Here is a 22,029-nt window from a genome sequence, read left to right as displayed (position 1 = left end):
GCCACACTCGCTTCCGCAGCTCAACGTAAGGGCTCTAAACATTAAATTCGCTGTTGCGCTTCAACCTTGAAACCGCCCATCCAAAGCCGATCAAGTGGAAGTATGACGATCCTTCACGTCGAATCCGCCAGGTGCCAAATCAATGACGCAGTCGACTAGTGAGAATTGTGCTTGCGACGTCGGGGTTTTTGCGCGCCAAACGTTAGTCGGGGTTCAGTCGTTCCGGCTTATTCTCAAGAACGGCTCCCGTTTGAGCATCGATCCCGACTTCCTATATATCGCGACCGGAGGCGATATCGAACGAGTAGCGCAACCCACCTCCTCCGTGCTCTTTTTCCAGCTCCTCATCGGTTATCCCCGATGAGCCCTTAATGCCGCCGTGCGGGCCTGTTCGGTGCTGACTTTGGCTTGCTTGGCGGGTTGTTCGCCAGTAAAGCAACACGCCTTCGCGCTCCTCGCCGGCATAGTGACGGCGGCAGCAATATGCAGCACTCCCGGCCCAAATCGTACTCCTATACACAATAATGGCGATAAGAAAATAAACTGACTTCGGTCCATAAGGAAGGCTCTTTTGAAAATGAAGTGGGTAACGGCTCTCAACGGGCATGCGAGTTGAATGCAGAGAAGTCGAGTTTGCCAGCGATGAGAAACAGCACCGTTCGCATGGTTGCGAAGCGCGTGTAGCCACGAGCCTTGCGCTTGGCGGCCTGAAATAAGCCGTTGATGGCTTCGATAAAGCCGTTGGTCTGGCGGGTCTGGGTCCACGCAACGATGCCGTCAAAGTGTCGGCGAATCAATCGTGCGACCTCCTTCATCGGTTCGACTTTCGAACGCATGACGTTGGTGCACCACTGCCGCAACAATTCGGAAACGACATGAATTTGCTTGCGTTCGAGAATCTCGCGCAACTGCTCGCGATACAACCAGGCGCGGGCCGTTCGCTTGGTGGTGTACTGCCTGAGAAGGGCCTCGAGGTTCGTCAATTGCGCAAGGTTCAGCTTGTTGGCGTCCTTAAGCAGTGTCCAGCGCATCCCTTTAAGTTCTGGGTCGGCTTTCTGTTGTTGGCGCCGGACCGTATCAAGCGCCTTGGAGGCATGGGCGACGACGTGAAACTTGTCGAACGTCACTCGCGCATTGGGCAGATGTTCGCCGACTCCTTTGATGAACGCGGGCGACATGTCGATGCTCACGGAGCTCACTTGCTCCGGCGTGCCGTGATGTTGGCTAAGGTAGGCCGCAAAGCTCTCAATCGTGTTCGCGTCACGGCCGGGCGTGACGAATACGACGCGCCGAGCCTGCATATCGGCGACCAGCGTCAGATACTCGTGGCCTCGCCGGTACGAGGTTTCGTCGATGGCCACCGAGCTGACGTCCGACAGGTTCGCCGACGCCAGCGCGAGTTCCACATAGCGCGAGCAGATGGCATGCACCCGATGCCACGACAGATTGACGATGCGCGCCACTGCGGCAAACGGCATCTGCTGCGCCAGCATCAGCACCAGCGCCTCGAACAGCAACGTGAAACCGTCGAGTTGGCCGACCCATCCCGGCTCGACCAGCCGCACCGAATCATCGGGCAAGCGCACGCGCGGCACTCGCACTTCAAGATAGCACTCGTGCTGGAAGAAATTCAGGTGGCGCAACCGCTTGATTTGCGTGTCGTGCACTGGGTGCTCCCCGGCGAGCCCGGGGTACGCGAAGCGACTGCCAGCGACAAAGTCCACAGCAATCGTCAGCTGTCGTTTGGCCGTATCAAAGTCGACACCTTGCACGTACCACGGTGCCTTGACTCCCAGGGCGGCTTCAAAGAGTTGATTTGTCATTGTTCGCTTTGTCTTGCATGGCTGGTTGCCGCATTCTGCCGCAAACAGCCATGCCCCAGCTTGTCGATTCAAAGCGCCTCAAGGGTTCGCTGCGCCGGGCTCACGCCCGCCCTTGACCCGCACAACCACCCACTCTGATTTCAAAAGAGGCATAAGGAACGTAGCCAGGAAATGCCCGGTCATGGGGCCGGGAGCGTATGGCGTGATCCATTCGAGTCGTTCGGGTGACTTCTGTAATACCGAGCCTGATTACGCGCTAACCTCGTCGCAGACGGAGGATAGTCGTGTCGGTTATACGGCAACCATCCATCTTTCCACGCTTGAACTAACTCTTCTCGAGCTTGCGCGCACGTTTTGCCCGCCACCGATTCCGCGGCGAGCACGCTCCCCGCAGAGAGTAAAAGCGTCGCCGCTAACAGCCCTGAAGTTCTCATGACTGGTCCTCCCTGATAGTCGTGGTCCAACGAACAGGGTCTACGTTCTATTGAAAAATGGGCATCATTCGATGTGCGCCCCGAGTTCACTTCAGCGATGGCGGCAAAAAGGACTGAACGGCAGCGTCTTTGGCCCACGGTCGTCCCGCAGCACTACTGAAGCTTCTCGCACCGCCGAGGCTGGTAGTGGCAGCGTGCGCGGCGGAATAATGCGCTGCAATGCGAGCTTCAGCTGCTGATTGTCGGCAGATATGTGGTTTCGCCGCGTCGGCCGGGTTGTACGCAGCCTTCTCGGCTTGCTGAAGGTCAGAGCGCGCACCTCTGCACGCGTCAATGGTGCGGTCGATTGCTGTGCAAGGCTGACCAGCGGGAGCACGAGAACTGCGCCCGCGAAAGAAAGTGGTGGTAGCTTCATGATTTCGAACTCCGTTAGGGTACACGTCGCGAACAGCTTTGTTCGCGATTGTTTCCACCACGGTAGATCGGGAATGCTTAAGATCTGATTAAGTATTTGTGAGTCGATGAATCTGCGGCGCGCGCGATTGCGCCGAACCGAACTACGGCTGCCGCATACTGATTCGCAGAACGGTGCCGGCAGTCCGTCACACGCCGCGTCTTACAAACCGTCCGTCAAGACGGTACGCGGCAGGTAGTGGTCGACACGTGCTCGTCAGGACGCGGCTGCCCGGCACTCCACCCGCTAGTAACCGCAATCTGCCTCGTCGGCCTACAGCATCTGACGGTCCCATTCGTTGCAGGTGGCACAACGCATTGCCGATAAGTGCTCTGCGAGTTACTACACACTCGAGATCCGGTCTTTTCTACAGTCTGTCGCGTTAACTATTTGTTAAGTCTTAAGCGGCAGTCTGACTGCTGGCTGCTGCGCTGACGCAGGTGGCGCTTGCAGCCGTCACAACCATCTAACTGGAGAGAATCGGACATGAACACAACCGTCAGGCTTCTTGCGCTCGCTGTGGCTTTCTCCGTGCCGGCGCTTTCATTCGCGCAGTCGTCGAACAAGCCTGCTACTCGTGCAGAAGTGCGCAGCGAGCTATTCCAACTGCAAAGTGCTGGGTATAAGCCGAACAAAGTGAAGTATCCGGCCGACATTCAGGCGGCGGAAGCGCGAACCGCGGCGCGAATGCAGTCCGAGAACGTAGCAAGTCGGGCTGTTGGCGGTTCAGCAAACGGCTCAGCGCAATCAGGGCATGCGCACCGAGCTAATAGCTGGAAATCGATGTACAGTCATCATTGACTCGGCCTCTAAAGGATTTGCAGATGAGGATACTGCTAGTCGAAGACGACGTTTTGATTGGCAGAGGGCTGCAGCACGGGTTGCGAAAGGAAGGCATGGCCGTCGACTGGACAACAGACGGGGAAGCAGCTGCGATCGCCCTCCGCACCACTTCCTACGGGTTGATTTTGCTCGATCTGGGACTGCCGAAGCAAGACGGTCTGACACTTCTTAAGAATCTGCGGGGCCGCCACGACCCGACTGCGGTGATCATCATCACGGCGCGCGACGGCGTCCCCGATCGCGTCGCCGGATTGGACGGCGGGGCCGATGACTACATGGTCAAGCCGTTCGCGCTCGAAGAGCTGCTTGCTCGTATCCGCGTGCTTGACCGTCGGCATGCGGGCCGAGCACAGGCAACGCTGCAAGCAGGCGAAATCGAACTGGATCCCGCACGTCGCTCCGTCCTTCTGCGAGGCGAGAAGATAAGTGTAACGGCGCGGGAATTCGCACTGCTCTATGAGTTGATGCGAAGTCCTAGCGTTGTTGTCACGCGTGAGCAACTCGAGGAGCGCCTATACGGGTGGAACGAGGAAATCGAGAGCAACGCGATTCAGGTTCATGTGCACAACCTTCGCCGTAAGTTGGGTGCACAAGCGATCCGAAACGTGCGGGGCGTCGGCTATCAAATCGGGGATAGCGCGTGAGGTCCCTTCGAAGGCGATTGCTGCTATGGCTTCTACCCGCCACGCTGCTAGCGGGGCTCCTGGCGAGTGCCGCTACCTATTGGGGCGCGTTGTCCGAACTCGATGAGGTCCTCGGTGACCAGCTAAAGGGGATCGGACAGCACGTGGTGGTGGATGAGAACAATCGTGTGTCGTTGACCGGTCTGAGACAACGCGATGATGATCGGATGTCCGGCGAACAATCGCATGGTGTGTTGCTTCAAATCTGGCGCGGCGCGACGCAGATTTTCAGCAGCGATCCCGATTCGATCTTGCCACCACCAGTCGGTACGGGCCTCGCTGACATCACGGTCGGCGGCCAGCTATGGCATTCGTTCGTCACGCGAGAAGGCGACGTGTCGGTACGGGTCGCGCAACAGAGAAAGGCTCGCTGGGAGGCAGTCGCCGAAATCGCGATGCATCTCTTTTGGCCCGTCCTGTCGCTCGTTCCGGTACTTGCCCTCTTTCTCTGGTTTGGGATCGGCTATGGGTTGCGGCCTTTGCGCGAGATCGCAGCCAGTCTCAAGCGCCGAGACGCAAACAACATGCAACCGATCTACACTGCGGCGATGCCGGGGGAAGTCAAGCCGCTCGTCGATGCGCTGAACGACCTTCTGCATCGGCTCGACAATGCGTTCACGGCGCAGAAGAACTTCATTGCGGATGCTGCTCATGAGCTTCGAACGCCCATCATGGGTCTTGGGCTTCAGGCAGAGTTGCTCGAGCGGGCGTCGAGCGCGGCCGAACGCGAGGAGATTAATGCCCAACTAAGAGTGGGCGTGGTTCGCCTTGCGCGTCTATCTGAGCAGCTTTTGACGCTAGCCCGGCTGTCGCCAGACGCACAGCTCGCCGAGGACCAGCCGTTTGACCTATGTGCTCTTGCCCGCTCCGTTGTAAGCGACCGATCGAGAGTCGCCGAAGTTAATGATGTCGACCTTGGTCTCGTCGAAGGTACACCGTTGATCGTTCGCGGAAACGCGGAAAACGTACGCATCCTATTGAACAATCTGGTCGACAACGCGATTCGGTATGGGGGATCCCACTCGCGAGTGGACGTCGTAGTCCACAGTCACGAGGGTCGGCCAGTGGTAGAAGTGCGGGATACTGGGCCAGGCATTGCAGAGGTCGATCTTCCGCGCGTGTGGGAGCGGTTCTATCGCGGCAGCGGCCACGCAGCATCCGGAAGCGGCCTCGGGCTTTCGATCGCCCGGCGCATCGCTGAACAGCATCATGCCGTCATCTCTTTAGAAAGAGGCCTTGACGGCCGGGGTCTGACAGTACGCGTTTGCTTCCCGGGCGCGCCCGCAGACTTGGCCTACGCGGCGACTGCCCACTAGACGAATGACCCCGACCGTTGCGAGGAAGGCCCGCAGTTGTAGGGCTTACTACTGGAGGATGATCCGCCACCATACAGGACGCTCATCCCGACGGGCGCGAATTGTCTGCAGTGTCTGCTGCTCGCATTAAAACGGCCGCTCGAACGACTCGGAATAGGCGACGTGGAGCGGCGGCAATTGGCCGGCTGGCGCCCGATGTGGTCGGCTAGACGCGACCCGTTGGTGACGGTCGATCCGTCAGAGGCGCAACAGCGGGTATCAGAGGCGAGCAGTGACTCCTTACGCCGTCCACGGACAATTGGTCGGCCTTTGCGCCGCCCGCGGTCGATCGGCATGCCCCGGTCACGATCGACTCGAAGGGCTCCTCGGCTCACGGGGCATCGAATCTTTCGCCCCGGGATCAACGCATTAATGCGCCAAGCGCGGAGGCAAATAAGCACCGTAGTATGGGCCGACGTTACCGTTGCCCGCTGTCTTAATCTTGTACCCGGCGAGGAAATGTCCCTGGATGTACTTGCCGCTACCGCCATCCGCTTTGTCAATATGAAATGCGGCAAACGCCACGATGGGTTGCACCGAGTGGGCGGTCGCATCATTGACGACCGGGAGGATCACGTCGATACCTTTGGTGTTGCCATTAGCGGTGGCTTTCGATTGCACGTCCGAATAAAGCGTTGTCTTCGTGCCTGGCTCGATCCAGATCGCATCGCCGATGTTCACCGCCGTCGGATTGCCGTTGGCGATAAACCCGCGCACAGTCGGCACGTTGTTGGCGTCGGTTTGAAAGGAAGTCCATTGGCCTGTCTGGCAGCCATTGACGTTCGAACCGGTGCCAAACGACACCGTATAGGCCGCCCCGGACGGATCGGTCTTGGGCATGCCTGTCTGCGCGTTCCAATACAGGTTGTAGATGCACGTTGCGATCGCCACGGGAAAGAGGCCGCCTGGCGCAATCGATCCCGGGCCGGACACCATCGCGACGGAGGTAGCGCTGGCTGGGCCGTTGTTCATGCCGAAGAGCGGTGCCAGAAAATAGCTGACCGGCCCGCCATTGAGCCCCGGGGCGCGCGAGACGGTCACTTGGATGGCGGTCGTGTCATAGGTTCCAGGGGTGATCGTCGTTGCCTGCATACTCGCAGGCGAGCCCGATACATTCCAGTATCCTGCTTGGACCGACGCATCGTGCAACGTGACGCCGTCGGAGGTATTCAAACTGACTGCGCTCGCAGCGGCGGCCTGCGCGGCGCTCCAGTTCGGACCCGAGCTGTTACCGGGAAGCAACGAAGCCGCACCCGAGAGCGCAGCGGCGTCGGCCGCGGTTCGCAGTTCAGCCTGGACCACGAACAGATGTCCCATATCCACCGCCACCGCGCCTGCCATCAGCACCATGAGCAGCACAGAGGGCATCACGAGCGACATCACGCCTCGCTGGTGCCGAAGGCCAGCCGCACCGTTCGACGGTCGGCGCACTCGCGGACTGTTCAATTCCTGTTGCGTGGCCTTCAAATAGCGTGGGCGTCGCATCTCATCGACCATATTGCGTTTGATTTTGCCGACCAATCCATGTATTCAGCTCGCCCGAGATTCAACGTCCAAGCGAGCCCTAATCCGTTTAACGGCAGAGGACAAGAAATCTTGACAACGATTCTGACCCAGTGTCGCTAAAAGCAAAGCAAAGCCGCGCCCGTTTCATGGGGCCGACGTCGGAATCGCGCCGTCTAAGGACCTCGGGCTGATTGCTGCAGCGTTGAGCTAGAAAGCGTCTTCCCCGAGCACGGGCATTCTCCTCCACATAGGCGTGTTACAGCAGCCCCCGAGATCGTGACGGGCAGCCCGCAGCAATGCCGATGGAACCGATGCGCTGTCGGTAATCGAATGGCTCTTCAACGACCGGAGCCGCCGTCTGAATGGCCGGGCGTGACTTTGAATGAATAACGCCTCGTGGCACGGGCGCCGTCTGCCGAGGGAGGACCGTACCCGACCGAGAACTGTCTCTCGGAGGAGCTGGTGCACATGAGCGGAGAGCTCGGCGAAGCTGTCGTTAAACAAGCGGCTCCGGAGCTCGGCAGCGCCGTGCCGATTGCTGCACCAACCTCGTCAGCGCCCGAAAGCCAACTTCGTGCGCGAGTCCCGATTGAGCGAGCCGAGCGCTTCCCATCCGAGCCCAGCAAAGCACGGGCCTTGCGTGGCTTCGCCGAACTTGACGTCGTTATGCTCGGCGTTCCATTCGAGCACGATGACGTGCCCGTTCGAATCCACCGTGACGTCCCAGCCGACGCAACGCGCGAACGGCAGCTTCGCGTGTAACTCGATGACCTTTTGGAGGCACTCGGGAAACGACGGTAGGGTCAGCCCGGCAAAAGTGACATGCGAATCGGGATGCGCATCGACGTCGGACCAGTCGTTCAGATAACCCTTGCTGCACAAGCGCCCGGTTCGGAGATCGACCGCGATGCAGACCTCGCTATCGGGGCAAATGTGAGTATCCGTCGCACGTCCGAGGCGCAAGAAGCAGGCGCGCAGCGAAATGTGCCCTGCATCGTCGACGACAGTGGTGAAGCGCACCGTGGCGACCGCTTTCGACCGGAACTGATCGAACCACTGGTGCTGCACGATGAATCGTTGCAGCACACCATTGCCCAGCGCCTTGATGCGACCGATACGAAAATCCTTGCGGTCGATCAGATAGATGCCCCTGCCCTGCGATGATTGATCGAGCTTGAATGCGACGCGCTCGCTCGTGCTGAACACGGTGTCGAGGATCGCGGACTCGGGAATCGCGATGTGATCCGCCGTAAAGAACATGCCGTTCACGTAGTACGCAATATCGGGGAACGCGTCGTCACGAAAGAGCAGCCGCGACACGGGCTTGAGATTCGATATCTGCCCGTAAAGGCCCTTGAGCTTGGGGACGACCACCGACCCATAGTAGTTGTCCGGAATCCAGCCTTCTCTGAAGCTTCCGTTAAAGGCGGTATAAGCCTGAAGCCACGGTGCATAGCGTGCGTCGCCGAAGACATCGCGCGCGTAGACATCGGCAAGTTTGAGTTGAGAGGGGTCCGTCCGGCCGTGCCGGCTTTCTATGGTCCGACGAATGCTGCGTGCCTCCACGGCATGCCGCCAGTGAAATCTGCGCCATGCAAGGTTACGCCATGATTCTTTGACAAGCGCCTCGACGTGTTTTGGTGACATAAAGATCTTTCCGGTTTGCGTTAGGCGAGCGCAAGCGTAGCCATCACGACCTGAGGAAACGCTTAAAACAGTGCGCTTTGGCGGAAAAGCGCTTGCTATTGACGCCCATTCGGAATCACAAGTTTTCATGCTTCCCGTCTCGCTCAGGTTCGCAAGAGAATCGTAAGCAGCCAATCGCTTGTTACGAGTCCGGCTCGTTTCAAGGCCCATAGTACCTTTGGGCTAGACGTATCGATGAGGCAGGGCTCATCGAACATCGTCGCCAGCTCGGCTCGAAGAAGAACAGGAAACCCAAGCCACAATCGACTGTGGGCCGCGCTTTTTTCGTTTCTTCGGAGCGCCACGAGCGCGGACGCCAGTTCTGTAACCACCATCACGAGGCGGGCCTTGCTCGCAGTCGCTGGGCGCGAACTAGATGGCGCACGGGATGGCGTGGGAGAAAAGGCCTCTGAACATTCAGGCACTTGGACAGCAGACTTTCAACCGCTGTGACGCGTCCGCTTCGATCAGCCTGAAGGTCAACATCTTTGAGCCAGGGATGAGCCCGACAGGGCGCTTACATAAAAATAAGCTTTCGCTGTCGCCAGATGTACCCGCGAAAAGTGAACGGATGTATTAAACGTCCGCTGGCTGTGCCTTTGCCCAACTAATCCGATAGAGATTTTGACGCGCACACCGGGGTCTCGTATCAACGCGGTGCAGGTCGATACAGTAACAGCACCTCTCGCCGCTCGACGCTTCGGTCGGACAGAGACCGGATCGCGCCTTAAGGCTCTCATCAGATCCGACCCACTACCATGGTCGGACGGATCTTTTGAAAATTCGGAAGCCCAGTGACCCAAGCGTCCTCGCAGGCAGCCGCTTACGCGCCGATAGTTCGGCTCTTGCATTGGGTCGGCGTGCCGTTGACCTTCATTGAGTTCGCCCTTGGCTGGTCGATGCCGAGGCTCGCCCGTGACACTGTCCCGACGGGCGTAATAGGCTGGCATCTGTCCGTCGGCGCGCTGTTTCTTGCACTGATGCTGGTTCGTGTGGTGTGCCGACTGATCTACGAGCCGGACCGGGCGGTCGGTTCGACTGCGCTTGGCCGTCTTGCGAGGGTGGGCCACCTGACGCTGTATGTGACGCTGCTTGCAGTGCCTGTCACAGGTTGGGCCAATTCGTCTTCGCGAGGCTGGATAGTCCGTCTATTTGGGTTTCTATTCTTTCCCCTTCTTACGGACAGAAACTCTGCGTCCGGAGAAGCGTTAGGTATTGTGCACGGATGGCTCGCCTGGGTTCTGCTCATACTGTCGACGGCCCATATCGCTGATGTGCTCTTTCATCGGCTTGTGCTACGCGACGGCGTGCTTCAGCGGATGATGTAGACAAGCCTCGCTGCAAAGTTTCCGATAGCGTGGTCATTCACAGTTGAATGGAACATATCGTAGGTCAAAGATGCCGCCAACGAATGCCGAACACATCGCCCGCAATTCTTGGAACGAACTTCGTCGGCGAGCGTTTCACCGGAGGCACGCCTCTGAAGCCCGCAATGCCTTGGCCCGCATTGAGCGAACGCTTGGCAAAACTAACCCGGCGGAGCTCAGAGCTGCAGACGCCTACGCGCGCGAGGTGCTTGGCGAAGCATGTTATGCGCCGTGGCTTCGCGTGTACACGGCGCTAAACGGAACGTTCATAGAGGGTTGGATACCGGACAATTACTACGGCTGGATAGTCGTTCCAAGATTGAAAGGCCATTATGGCAAGGTATCCGACCTCAAGACACTCGCACGGGTAATATTCCGAGATACCGCGTTTCCAGATGCCGGCTATCACGTTAATGGACTTTTCTACTCGCAGGATTACAGGGCCGTCACACCGCTTCTTTTGGAAAAAACTTTATTCCACGACACCGACAAAATCGTTTTCAAATCGGATCAGTCGGGTCAAGGCAGAAGCGTCCTCATACTGAGACAGCAGGACTTTTCCCTAGATCTAATCAAATCGCTTGGTAACGGAGTCTTTCAACGGTTCATACGCCAACACGAAGTGTTCTCCCAGTTCGGATCTGCAGCGGTCGCAACCATCCGTTTCACAACGGTCATAGACGATCAGGGTAGTGCCTCACTTCGAGCGTGTTTTTTGCGGCTTGGGCGAGATGCGGATTCTCATGTCCGTCCGGCCACCGAAATATGCGTGTCCGCAAACCTGCTTGATGGTTGCTTGCAAAGTACGGGGTATCAAAGCGACTGGACTTACATGCAGACGCACCCTGATTCGAAAGTCGCCTTTGTCGGAACAAGGCTACCGGCATTCCAGCAATGCGTTGCTAAGGTGCTCGAATTACACGGGAAGTTCCCATTCGCGCGCTGCGTTGGGTGGGACGTAACCGTCGATGTTGATGAGAATGTGGTTGTCCTCGAGTGGAATGCTGAATACAACGACGTCAAATTCAGTGAAGCCACCCAGGGCCCGTGCTTTCTTGGCCTCGGTTGGGAGAAGCTTGGTCAAGCGGACTACGAAGTCCGCGGACCGTCACAGCAGCGAGGCGCCAAAACCATCTTTGGCTAAACTAAGAGCAGTCTTGCCCAGATTCGTGCGAAGACATCAGCGTGTCACCGCTCGGCACTCTAGGCACTCTACGGCCTAATAGCGACACTAATGGCGTTCCTATTGAGCCCGGAACTCCACCCGGAAGGCTTTTTCGTTTTGGCACCCTTAGTACCAGGCACCGAAAGGATGGGTGTCAATTTTTTCGGGTCAAGATCACCATGAGGCAAACCCACCGATACACTTGCCGCGCCCCGGAACAACCCGATGGCTTCCACGGGCAGCCTCGAGAACGGGCCATGACCCCCGCCCGGAGCCCGACCGACAGCGCCTCGTGCGTCCGCTTGATCAGCGCGAGCGACAGCGCAGCCTCCGTGCTCAGCCCCGGAAGCGCGCTCATCATGACGATCGCCGCCTCCTCAACGCTCGCGCCGAGAGGCATGGAGGAAGCGATGTGCCGTGCAATCTGCGCGACCGCTTCCATCGCGAGCTCCTAGGCCCTCGCGCCTTGCAGGCAAGGCCGGTTCATGAGACGGCCCCATTCGTAGTCGAGATGCTCGGGATCCATGGGAAAAACGCCTGCGCCGGGCGTAAAAGTCAACTCGCCGAAATAGATCTTGTCGCCCGGCGCATAAAGATCGACCCGCACATACTCGAAACCTTCGGCAAGCGAGGCCGCCACAGCCAGCAACGCAGCCAGGTTTGCTGGGCGCGGCGCAGGCTGCGGGCTGCGCGGATAGTGCCCGATCGCGACATTGAGACGATTCCAGTTGTCATCGTACATATCGCCGCGCGGATGCTCGCCGAAACGATCCGAAATCACCGCGATGTAAATGGTCGGCTTGGTCTGCCCTTCCCCGAAGAAGCAGTGAACCTTGATGTCAGCCGGAATCTCCTCGTTCGAATCCACGAGCAACTGTTCGAAGTAGATGCGAGGCTTAATGGTGCGATAGTGACGTTCGCGCGCCACGCGATAAAAGTCAGTTGCAAGCCACCGCTGCGCAAGGCGCTGCAATTCCTCGAACGATGTCTTCGACTTGTCGCGCACGACCTCCACAAAGCCGCTGCCGTGATTCGCCTTCATCACGAACTGCGAGGGCAGTGCATTGAACACCTCGCGCGTGAGCGCCGGCGGCGTGGCAATAAGTGGTATCAGATATTGTTCGCCCACCCTGCGGCGCACGTAGTCGCGCACGGTCAATTTGTCGGTCAAATCGACGAAACGTGCATCCGGATAAAGGCAGCGATGGAGAATCTTTTCGTTGAATGTTCTTGGCCGTGTAATGTTCGGGAACCTTCCAACCTTGCGCCGGTGTGCGATGCTCAAGAACAGGCGGTCTGGCAGACAGTCCAATACCGCTTTGACGAGGGCCTTGCCGATTGACATCATTTGTTCTCCTGCGTTGCGCCATTCTGCATGCAAGCCCACCGCACGATGAGCTCGCCGACACTAGCTCGCGAAACGATGGCTTTCTAGCAATGAGCTCAGCCGTCAGGGGCGAGACGTTTGCAGGTTCCACGTGGACGTCCCGACCGCCGCACAACTGTCGCTACAGTGCGACAACACATGTATAAACGACGTTAGTCGGATATTCACGTGCGGAAACGCACGATTCACGCCGGCTTCGGGAACCGCGGACCGCGGCGAGCGATATAACGAGCGATTGCGCATCGGTCCCATGCATGCGCAGTGGGATATCACCTCAGGTTCGACTGTCAGCCCGTCCGAGAGATGCGCTGACAGGGAATCGAGCACCATCGTATGTTGCGTAGAACATGATGCCCGTTCAGCTTCGCACCAGCGGCCGTTGTCTGAAGCTGAGCGGCCGCTCGAACGTCAAACCCATGGCGGGAGCCAAGGTCCGCAAATGGCCGACTGCCGGCTGCCGCCGTCGGCTGAACCCGACCCAAGACTGTCATTGAGCTCCCGTTGCCGCGACGACAGCTTTATGGGTGCAACGGTCGGTCGCTCCACTGACTTGTTAGCAATTCAAGTCATCCTCACGTCAGATCGCCGACCACCGATCGCTGTGCTGACCACGGTGCGACCGTCGGGTTGATCGTCCATCTACGTGCAATTAACCGACAGCCGCCAACTCAATCCCATGCTAGAGGACGTACGAATGTCGAACTTACACGGGCGATGAAGTCGTCACCCGCGTGGAATTCACCGAGCATGAAAGCGCAAAGCCAAATCAAAATCACTCGTATCGTCGGCGGATGACATAGCCTGATCGTCGCTTTGAACCGCACACACAGCAGCGCCACCTCAATTCCTAGGCATCACAGCCTTGGCGATCTCCAAAAGAAGCTGACTCTGCTGATAGGGCTTGCGTAGTTTAGGAAGATTGGCCTCCGTTCCCTCGGGCAATTCCGCGTAACCGGTTGCGAGAATGACTGGCAAGGAAGGCCTTAGCAGCTGAGCAGCCTTCGCCAACTCTAATCCGGTCATTTTAGGCATCGAAAAGTCCGTGAGCATCACGTCGACCTCTCGGTTGCTGCGCAAGACTTCCAGCGCCGCTTGACCCGAGTTCACTTCAATCACGTCTTGCCCCAAATCTTGCAGCAGAAAGGACGTACTAGAAGAGATAAGCGGGTCATCATCAACAACCAGCACCGTCGCCCGTAACTCCGGTGCTTCCACTTGCGCATCATCGGGCGACGCTTCGGGAATGGCGATGTTGGCGGCTGCAAAAGACACGGGAAGCCAAATCGACGCTCGCGTGCCCTGTCCAAATGTGCTTTCGAGCCGAAGCGCCCCATGCAATTGCCGTACGAGGCCGTGAACCATGGATAAGCCGAGCCCAGTTCCTTTACCCAGTTCCTTGGTGGTGAAAAACGGCTCCGTGGCCTTGGCCAGCGTCGCGGCATCCATGCCCGTGCCTGTATCGGTGACTGTCACCCGGACATACTCTCCGGCTGCAAGTTCGCCGCCATCCATCGAATAAGCAGTGTCGACGGTGAGCACAATGATGCCTCCGTCAGGCATAGCATCACGCGCATTGACGACAAGGTTCAAGATTGCCAGCTCAACCTGATTCGCATCGACCATCGTGAAGGGCAAATCCTCGGCAGTAGTCATCCTCAATTCGATTGCCGATGTGAGCGACCGTTCAAGCAGGTCAATCATGCCGGACACCAATGCGGACAACTGTACGGGCTCGACCTTAAGCACTTGTTGACGCGCGAACGCGAGAAGGCGTTGCGTCAGAGCAGCGCCTCGTTGCGCGCCTTTGAAAGCGCCGTCCACTAATCGACCGATCCGCCCATGAGATGGCACTTCCTTTTGCACCAGCTCCAGATTCGCCATGATGGCCATGAGTAAATTGTTGAAGTCATGCGCGATGCCGCCCGTAAACTGCCCGATCATCTCGAGTTTTTGAATTTGCCGTAGCAGTTTCTCGGTGTCTTCACGCTGTCGAATCTCTTCAAGCACGGTTCGATGGGCGCTTTGGAGTTCGGCGGTTCGCTCCATTACTTTGACTTCAAGCGTCTCATTTACACGTCGCAGCTGATCTTCCGCTGTCTTGCGCGACGTGATGTCCGAGGACACTCCAACGAGCCGACATGCCTTGTCTTGACCGTCGAGTACAATGCGTGCACGGATGTCGACCCAACGCACTGATTGATCAGGCAGCACGACACGATATTCAATCACGTAATCACAGCCCGTCTGCACACTACGCTTCACTGCGGCCTGCATCCGCGACTGATCGTCTGGGTGAACGCTCGCCAGGAGCTGCTCGTAGCTGAACCCATCATTCTTACCGCGCCCGAAAATCGCCTTGCAAGTCGTTGATGCCGTAAGCGTCAAGGTATCCAGATCCAAGGTCCACGAACCCAACTGCCCTGCAGTCAAAGCCGTCCTTAAGCGTGCTTCCCCTTCATGCAACTCTTGGATTCGCGCCCGAGCCTCGAATTGGCGACGTCGGCCGCGCACAGCAGTCTCGACAACACTGACGAACGTCGTCGGGTGAAATGGTCGCTCGATGAACGTCACGTTTCCAAGCGCAGTCGTCATCCGCTTTGCTGCAACCCTGCGGTCGGTAGTCCCGATCCGGCGAGTTAGCACAATGAACGGCAAGTCAGACCAAGGCGGCTGTGTCGCTATCCATTGAGTGAGCTCAGACGTGTCGGCTCCCTGCAACGCTTCGTCGGCGACAATTGCACAACAGATGTCGTCGCTCAACTCCGCACCGATGAGCCGCACGTCGGCGCAGGCCCTGGAATTGATCCCTGCTGCAGACAGAAGTTCTTGCGCTACGCTCAGGTCCCGTCCCGAGGGTGCAAGAATGAGGGCGGGACATTGTTCGATCTCGGACATGCGACGACTAGCCCTGTTTCGGCGTGAGGAGCGGCGCCGAATTGCCAACAAAGGTCGGCACTCCGCGCAATACACCTTGGAAATCTTCCAATGGGCCGCCTAGCGTGAGCCCGTTGAGACCAATGCCAAACTCGCGTATCGATTCCTCATGTGCGCCGGTGCGCTTCTTGATGACCGAAACGGCACGACGGACGCGACCAAACGCCTCGAAGTAGCGAAGCAGGATGACGGTATCAGCCAAGTACGTCACGTCCACCGGTGCTTTCATGTCCCCGACCAAGCCATGCTGCGCGACTGTCAGGAATGTTTTCGCTCCCTGTCGATTTAGGTACTGAAGCAATTCGTGTATGTGAAGCACGAGCGCGTTCTCTTCAGGCATCGCCGCTTGATAGCCATTTAAACTATCGATGACGACCGTTTTTGCTTGCATACCGTCGACGCTTTCCCGTACACGATGGGCGAATTCACCGGGAGACAATTCAGCGGCATCTAATTGTTCAATATGCAGGCTTCCCGCCTCTTTCATGGCTTGCAGATCGATTCCCATCGCGCGAACGCGTTCGAACAGCAGCCCAAGTTCTTCATCAAACACGAACATCGCGGCGTTCTCGCCTCGCCGCACAGCAGCCGCGACGAATTGAATGGTGAATAAGCTCTTTCCTGTACCGGCAGGGCCAAGAATGAGCGTGCTTGACCCTTGTTCTACTCCGCCGCCGAGGAGTGCGTCCAACTCCTGCACATCGCTTGTCATCTGGGTTCGCGCGAAACTAGTGCGATGTTCGCCGGCGACCAGTCGCGGATAGACGGCTACGCCCCCCCTTTTTATTGCGAAGTCGTGGTAACCACCACGAAACTTCTGACCTCGGTATTTAAGTACTCGCAGGCGTCGACGCTCCGCTCCGTATTGCGGCGACATTTCCTCCAGCTTGATGACGCCATGAGCAACGCTGTGCACTGTCTTGTCTGAAGCTTCAGACGTCATATCGTCCAGCAGCAATACAGTCGCATCGCGACCTGCAAAATAATGCTTAAATGCAAGGATCTGTCGACGATAACGCAACGAACTTTGCGCAAGCAGGCGAATCTCAGAGAGGCTGTCAATCACAACCCTCAGGGGCTTAACGCGTTCGAACTCCTCTAGAATGGCCTGCGTCGTCTCTCCCAGCTCAAGGTCGGACGAATAAAGCAATGTCTGTTGTTGTTCCGGGTCGAGCAAACTCTCCGACGGACTAACCTCAAAAATGCTTATCTCGTCTCCAAGCGTCCACCCATGCGAGAGCGCGCTCTTGCGCAATTCTGGCGCGGTCTCCGACAGGGTGATGTATAGGCAGGGCTCTCCCACTTCCGCGCCAGCCATCAAGAAGCGAAGCGCAATTGTCGTCTTACCGGTTCCGGGGCTTCCCTCCAGCAGAAACACGTTGCCTTTGCTCAGGCCGCCCGCAAGGATGTCATCCAATCCAGAGACCCCCGTCTGTGCGTATCGCGAATCGGGGGTGTTAGCGTCCATCAGTAGCTCCGAGTTCCTTCATCGCTTTATACGGGAGACGGTATCGAGGAATTTGAGGTAGCAACTGCGCCAGCGATGCGCGGGCGTTGCGCAGCTCGTGTGCACACTGCAGTTCAAGCCAAAACATTGCAGAGATTCCGCATAGCGCTTCGAGCCTTACCGCCATTTCAGGCGTGACGCTTGCGCTTGCGTCGAAAATTCGATGTAGAGTCTGACGAGACACACCTAGGTCTCGTGCTGCTTGGCTGATTGAAAGCTGCAAAGACGGCAACACCAAATCCTTCAGAACGCCGCCCGGATGTCGGGCGTTGCGAAGATAAGGTACGACTTGCATGAACGGCGATTCAGTCATTGGTGTAACTCCCTGCGTGACACTTTGGTCAGCATAGCACGCTTTAACGCCGAACTACATAATCGGGCAGGCAGTTCGGAGTTGGTAGAGGTTCAGGGCCGCCGATTGGAACTGATTGGCGTAGCCGACGGTTGAATGGCGGTACGTTGCAAACTCGAATGACTGGAAGTGGCCGGTTGATGAAGATCGCTCTCGAAGCGCCGCGCAACGGCGGCGACCGCCGCCCGAACTTCAGCACCCGTTTAGGTTTATTCGATGCCTGCCCTCAATCAAGGGCGCGTCATCGAACGACAACGCGTGCGGGCAGGCGTTGGATAAACCTCGAGGAAGGAAACCGCGGAGTAGTCCGATGCAGCCAGCGTTTTCGCTATGGCGATTGATCAATGTGGCTGATCGAGGTTGCGGGCCGGCGGCGGGCGATGCAAGCGTCCGGAGCGGCGTGGAGGCGGCAATAAAGACGATCTCGTATGTGACCGTCAGCTCGGATCATGGCTGTAGGACCGTCTATGACGCTCAAAGCACAACCGTCCGCTCGTCGGCGGCGTTGACGCAAAGCCGACGGTTGAGATGGAGATCGAAGCAAAGCGCTCATCGCTGGGCCGCCTATGGTGGGGCACGAATCGGTACGGTACGCGGGAGAATGTCAATGACAAGCATGGGCGCGCCGCAGTGCCGACAGATGAAGGTTGGTCGATCGACGATGACCGTGTCGTGCGGTGTTGGGCGGAGTTCTGGGGTCACGCCGAGCAGCGTACGTATCTTTCTTAGATTTGCGCGGCGCACCCGGTTAGCGAGCAACCCATAATGCCGGATTCGATGGAACCCGACTGGCAGCACGTGGAGCAGGAAGCGGCGCATAAACTCCCCAGTGTCGAGCGTCATGGCCTTGTAGCGGGGGCGGCCCTTCTCGCGGTAATCCTTCCAGCGGAAGGTCACGCCTCGCTCATCAAAGGCAAGTAGACGCTGGTTGGAGATCGCGACGCGATGTGTATCGCGTGACAGGTACGCGAGCACCGCTTCAGGGCCCGCAAACGGACGCTTGGCATACACGAACCATTCCGAAGCCCGCAGCGGTGCAAGCCACCTCGCGAAGGCCGCGCGATCCGCGAGCTGCGTGTACTCGCCAAAGAACTGAAGCCGTCCGCGCTGATGAGCATCAGTGAGCGCCTCCAGGAAGCGCCTGCGAAACAGGCGCGAGAGCACGCGCACGGGCAGGAAGAAGCCGCGCCGACAGGCGATCCAACGTGCGCCATCGTCTGAGAGGCCACCGCCCGGGACAATGCCGTGCACATGAGGATGATGCGTGAGCGCTGAGCCCCAGGTGTGCAGCACGAGCGTGGCGCCAATGTCGGCGCCTAGGTGCTTGGGGTCCGCCGCGATAGTGCGCAACGTCTCGGCGGCGATATCGAACAGCAGCCCGTAGATGACGCGCTTGTTATACCAGGCGATCGCACTGATCGGTGCGGGGAGCGTGAAGACGACGTGGTAGTACTCCACGGGCAGCAGATCGGCCTCTCGCGCTTCGAGCCAGCGGCGTGCGGCACTGGCCTGACACTTCGGGCAATGGCGATTCCGACATGAGTTATACGCGATCTCGGTTCGCTGGCAGCCCGAACAGCGCAGCACATGTCCGCCCAGCGCCGCGCTGCGGCACTGTTCGATGGCCGACATCACCTTCAACTGCCCCAGGCTCAACGCTACTGTGCGTCGCCACGTGGGCCCGCAGGCGCGGAAGATGTCCGCGACCTCCAGCATCGGATCCGACCGCGTGTCCGCTACTCGAGGCGCAGGCGCTCCAGCGGGCTGACGACTTCTTGCAGCAAGTCGGTGGCGACCTGGGCGTAAAGTGCGGTGGTCTCAAGCTTCTTGTGACCCAGCAGCACCTGAATCACGCGGATATCCACCTTCTGCTCGAGCAGGTGCGTGGCAAAACTGTGGCGCAAATGTCTTCAACGACATTTGCGCCACTATCTTCCCTTCCGGACTATGTCGAGTGACGTCGTTGGCGGCACCCTGTTCCAATGATTTCGGGCAATGTGAGGTCGAGCTTGCCCTGTCACCCAACATAGTCCCATGCTTCCCTATAGACCATTGAGGAAGCTGAGGAGATGGTCCGTCGGCTTGAAGCGTCCTGCCTTTCCGCGAGGCGGAGATGTCTTCGCGAGCGCCTGTTCCTTCATCGCGAGGGTTGCCTCGAGATAGATCTGTGTGGTTTCTACTGATTCATGTCCGAGCCACAATGCGATCACGGAGCGATCAATACCGGCTTGAAGAAGGTCCATTGCCATCGTGTGCCTCAAGCAGTGAACGGTTACCCGCTTCAGTTGCAACGAGGGGCATTCTTTGGACGCCGTCTCGCGATGCTTGTTCAGCATGTATTGAACGCCGTGGACGCTCAGACGTTCACCCTTGGCGCTCGGAAACAGCACGTCTCCGACACCGCGTTGCGGTTCTCGCAACCAGGATTTGAGCACGGCGAGCGTGGATCTTGCGATTGGCGTACAGCGTTCCTTCCGGCCTTTGCCGATCACGCGCACGTGGGCGCCAACCCCGAGAACGAGGTCATCGCGCTTGAGGCTGGTCATTTCGGACAGGCGGAGGCCGGTCTGCACCGCCAGCAATAGAAAGGCGTGGTCACGACGACCGGACCAGATTCGCTCGTCTGGCGCGGAGAGCAAGGCATCGACTTCCGGGCGCGTGAGGAAGTTGACCATCGTGCGTGTGAAGCGCTTGCTCGGAATGGCAAGCACACGTTGAATCTGCGCTGAATGGGCAGGCGCTTCGAAGGCTGCATATCGGAAGAACGAGTGGATCGCCGTGAGACGCAGATTACGGCTGCGAACGCTGACGCCTTGGCGCTTCTCCAGGTCGTCCAGAAACGCGATGATCAACGGCGCGTCGATTTCCTTGAAGTCCATGCGAGACGGCGACTTATGCAGGCGTTGCTCGGCGAACTTCAGAAATTGGCGGAAGGTATCGCGATATGAACTGATTGTGTGAGGACTCGCCTGACGCTGCTGCATGAGGCGCTGTGTAAAGAAACTCTCCAGCAGAGGCGCAAGGCTGGCGGAAGCGCTCATGATCGGTTCTCCCAGCGCTGTTCGAGTCGACGCATTGCCTCTCGCATAAGCTCCGGCGAGGCACTGAGGTACCATTGCGTATCGGCGACGTGAGCATGACCAAGGAAGGCCGAGAGGATCGGCAGACGCCGCTCTGGGTCGTCTCCACACTGGTACCAGTGTACGAGCGTTCTGGTCGCGAACACGTGCCTCATGTCATGCAAGCGTGGCCCGTGACTGTCGGATTCGCCGCGGAGTCCGATCTGTCGGGATAGGCGATAGAAGGTTCGATGGATCTCACTGTTGTCCAGCCGGTTTCCCCGGCTTGATATGAACAGAAAGGATGAGACCGACCGTCCCGCCCAGTGCTGTTCTCGTCGTGCGATATAGTCGGCAAGCACCTTGCATGTCGAAGCGTGTAGCGGTATGAGTCGCGACTTGCCAAACTTGGCGCCACGGATCGTCAATACCGCCGCCGTCAAATCGACGTCCTGCAGTTCGAGGTTGCGCGCTTCGCCCAAACGCATACCCGATACGCTCAGCAAACCCAATAGGCAATGATAGGTCCATGGCAACAGCGCGCCTCGTTCGTAGCGATATGGCATTTGAAGCGCGGCTTGCAGCAGCTTGCTGATCTCATCATCCGAATACAAGTACGGTCGAGCACGTCGCGGCCGGAACGGCAGCAAGCTCTGCGCTGGAATCTGAGTGCGTGGATCGGTGGCACTGCTATAACGTGCGAATGCCCGCACGAAGCTCAGCCGTTGCGCCCAGCTGGCCGATTGCAGGTTTAAGGGTTGCCGGGCCCATTCAAGAGCCAGCGACTGCGTAATGTAAGACGCGTGGCGTCGCTCCATGAATGCGACAAAGTCGAGTAATCCCTTAGCCGCTCCAGTCAGTTTGAATCCCAAGGCCCGTCTCACGTTCAGATATTCCTGAACGGCCTGCCGAAGCGTGCTCATCGCTCACCTCCCGGCCATGGGACAACCAACGTACGCAGTGCCTTGATATCGACCTTCGTATAGATCTTCGTGGTCTGTGTGTGGCGGTGCCCCAGAAGTTCGCCTATCTCGCCGAGCGATGCGCCACGGCACAGCATCTCGGAGGCCAATCCGTGGCGAAACTGGTGTGCTCCCATGGTTGGTGAATCAATGCCGGCGCGCTGGATCGAGCGACGAACAACAGAGCCAACAGCAGATGCGCTACGGAATCGTGTGATTGGCGCCCTGGAGCGCAAAAATACCTGACGGCACGCACTAGGCGGTCGCCCGTGGCGCAAATATGCAGCAATTGCCCCGCCGACGTCCCTGAGCAAGGGCAATTCGTTGAACACGCCGCTGTTGCTTCGAACAGTCAGGCTTCCTTCGGTCCAGTCGATGTCCTCGAGTTCGAGCAACGCGACTTCGCCTGAGCGCAATCCGAGTCGCGCAAGAAGTGTAAGCGGTCCATCTCCGACGTCTGGCAGTGAGCGACAGTAGCGAGGACCATAGGTGTCCACCTATCTTGAGGTGGA

General features: G+C 58.3%; 19 protein-coding genes and 1 pseudogene. 5 read left to right on the top strand and 15 right to left on the bottom strand.

Going from position 1 to position 22,029, the window contains the following annotated elements; all coding sequences use genetic code 11:
* Positions 1 to 596: 596 nt before the first annotated feature.
* From AWB72_RS27790 to AWB72_RS28725, 3 genes are all read right to left on the bottom strand, one after another.
* Complete coding sequence (locus AWB72_RS27790) at positions 597 to 1,823, bottom strand: ISL3 family transposase (RefSeq protein WP_087129115.1); 1,227 nt, start codon at positions 1,821 to 1,823, stop codon at positions 597 to 599.
* A gap of 179 nt (positions 1,824 to 2,002) precedes the next feature.
* Entirely contained in the window at positions 2,003 to 2,257 is a 255-nt protein-coding gene (locus AWB72_RS27785) for a DUF4148 domain-containing protein (protein WP_087129113.1), read from the bottom strand.
* Positions 2,258 to 2,348: 91 nt separating this feature from the next.
* Positions 2,349 to 2,672: a hypothetical protein gene (locus AWB72_RS28725; RefSeq protein ID WP_143754707.1), complete on the bottom strand. Its 324-nt coding sequence runs from the start codon at positions 2,670 to 2,672 to the stop codon at positions 2,349 to 2,351.
* Positions 2,673 to 3,197: 525 nt separating this feature from the next.
* Here AWB72_RS28725 and AWB72_RS27780 point away from each other — a divergent pair.
* The 3 genes from AWB72_RS27780 to AWB72_RS27770 are packed head-to-tail and all read left to right on the top strand — an operon-like array spanning position 3,198 to position 5,553.
* On the top strand, positions 3,198 to 3,512 hold the full coding sequence (locus tag AWB72_RS27780; protein ID WP_087129112.1) for a DUF4148 domain-containing protein: 315 nt from the start codon (positions 3,198 to 3,200) through the stop codon (positions 3,510 to 3,512).
* A 23-nt stretch (positions 3,513 to 3,535) separates the two neighbouring features.
* Complete coding sequence (locus AWB72_RS27775; RefSeq protein WP_087129121.1) at positions 3,536 to 4,198, top strand: response regulator; 663 nt, start codon at positions 3,536 to 3,538, stop codon at positions 4,196 to 4,198.
* Positions 4,199 to 4,218: 20 nt separating this feature from the next.
* Entirely contained in the window at positions 4,219 to 5,553 is a 1,335-nt protein-coding gene (locus AWB72_RS27770; RefSeq protein WP_087129119.1) for an ATP-binding protein, read from the top strand.
* A gap of 408 nt (positions 5,554 to 5,961) precedes the next feature.
* On the opposite strand, the gene AWB72_RS27765 is transcribed toward AWB72_RS27770, so the two are convergent.
* Positions 5,962 to 7,113, bottom strand: coding sequence for a TadG family pilus assembly protein (locus tag AWB72_RS27765; RefSeq protein ID WP_244285784.1), 1,152 nt, complete (start codon positions 7,111 to 7,113; stop codon positions 5,962 to 5,964).
* A gap of 537 nt (positions 7,114 to 7,650) precedes the next feature.
* Complete coding sequence (locus AWB72_RS27760) at positions 7,651 to 8,955, bottom strand: sugar-transfer associated ATP-grasp domain-containing protein (protein ID WP_342066379.1); 1,305 nt, start codon at positions 8,953 to 8,955, stop codon at positions 7,651 to 7,653.
* 623 nt (positions 8,956 to 9,578) lie between these two features.
* Between AWB72_RS27760 and AWB72_RS27755 the strand changes: the two genes are divergently transcribed.
* Positions 9,579 to 10,112 (top strand): cytochrome b, encoded by a 534-nt coding sequence (locus tag AWB72_RS27755; protein ID WP_087129107.1) that lies wholly within the window; start codon positions 9,579 to 9,581, stop codon positions 10,110 to 10,112.
* 169 nt (positions 10,113 to 10,281) lie between these two features.
* Complete coding sequence (locus AWB72_RS27750; RefSeq protein ID WP_244285783.1) at positions 10,282 to 11,295, top strand: sugar-transfer associated ATP-grasp domain-containing protein; 1,014 nt, start codon at positions 10,282 to 10,284, stop codon at positions 11,293 to 11,295.
* 175 nt (positions 11,296 to 11,470) lie between these two features.
* On the opposite strand, the gene AWB72_RS27745 is transcribed toward AWB72_RS27750, so the two are convergent.
* From AWB72_RS27745 to AWB72_RS27700, 10 genes and pseudogenes are all read right to left on the bottom strand, one after another.
* Positions 11,471 to 11,758 carry a hypothetical protein gene (locus tag AWB72_RS27745; protein ID WP_087129103.1) on the bottom strand — a complete coding sequence of 96 codons (288 nt, stop codon included), beginning with the start codon at positions 11,756 to 11,758 and terminating at the stop codon, positions 11,471 to 11,473.
* 9 nt (positions 11,759 to 11,767) lie between these two features.
* Positions 11,768 to 12,661: an ATP-grasp fold amidoligase family protein gene (locus AWB72_RS27740; protein ID WP_087129118.1), complete on the bottom strand. Its 894-nt coding sequence runs from the start codon at positions 12,659 to 12,661 to the stop codon at positions 11,768 to 11,770.
* Between the two features lie 882 nt (positions 12,662 to 13,543).
* Entirely contained in the window at positions 13,544 to 15,598 is a 2,055-nt protein-coding gene (locus AWB72_RS27735) for an ATP-binding protein (RefSeq protein WP_087129101.1), read from the bottom strand.
* A gap of 7 nt (positions 15,599 to 15,605) precedes the next feature.
* On the bottom strand, positions 15,606 to 17,105 hold the full coding sequence (locus AWB72_RS27730) for an ATPase domain-containing protein (RefSeq protein ID WP_087129100.1): 1,500 nt from the start codon (positions 17,103 to 17,105) through the stop codon (positions 15,606 to 15,608).
* Positions 17,095 to 17,457 carry a HigA family addiction module antitoxin gene (locus tag AWB72_RS27725; RefSeq protein WP_087129099.1) on the bottom strand — a complete coding sequence of 121 codons (363 nt, stop codon included), beginning with the start codon at positions 17,455 to 17,457 and terminating at the stop codon, positions 17,095 to 17,097. Before AWB72_RS27725 ends, AWB72_RS27730 begins: the two co-directional genes overlap by 11 nt.
* A gap of 603 nt (positions 17,458 to 18,060) precedes the next feature.
* A complete protein-coding gene (locus AWB72_RS27720) occupies positions 18,061 to 19,212 on the bottom strand; it encodes an IS91 family transposase (RefSeq protein WP_087129097.1) in 1,152 nt (383 codons plus the stop codon).
* A gap of 20 nt (positions 19,213 to 19,232) precedes the next feature.
* A pseudogene (locus AWB72_RS27715) lies at positions 19,233 to 19,400 on the bottom strand (tyrosine-type recombinase/integrase); the annotation flags it as partial.
* A 138-nt stretch (positions 19,401 to 19,538) separates the two neighbouring features.
* A complete protein-coding gene (locus tag AWB72_RS27710) occupies positions 19,539 to 20,537 on the bottom strand; it encodes a site-specific integrase (RefSeq protein WP_087129094.1) in 999 nt (332 codons plus the stop codon).
* Entirely contained in the window at positions 20,534 to 21,478 is a 945-nt protein-coding gene (locus tag AWB72_RS27705; protein WP_087129093.1) for a tyrosine-type recombinase/integrase, read from the bottom strand. The genes AWB72_RS27710 and AWB72_RS27705 overlap by 4 nt, the downstream gene beginning before the upstream one ends.
* Entirely contained in the window at positions 21,475 to 22,014 is a 540-nt protein-coding gene (locus AWB72_RS27700) for a tyrosine-type recombinase/integrase (protein WP_087129091.1), read from the bottom strand. The genes AWB72_RS27705 and AWB72_RS27700 overlap by 4 nt, the downstream gene beginning before the upstream one ends.
* Positions 22,015 to 22,029 lie beyond the last annotated feature (15 nt).

The organism is Caballeronia concitans (genome assembly GCF_001544615.1).
Taxonomy (GTDB): Bacteria; Pseudomonadota; Gammaproteobacteria; order Burkholderiales; family Burkholderiaceae; genus Caballeronia; species Caballeronia concitans.
Note: the sequence above shows the minus strand (reverse complement) of the source record. Positions and strands in the feature narration are given on the sequence as shown.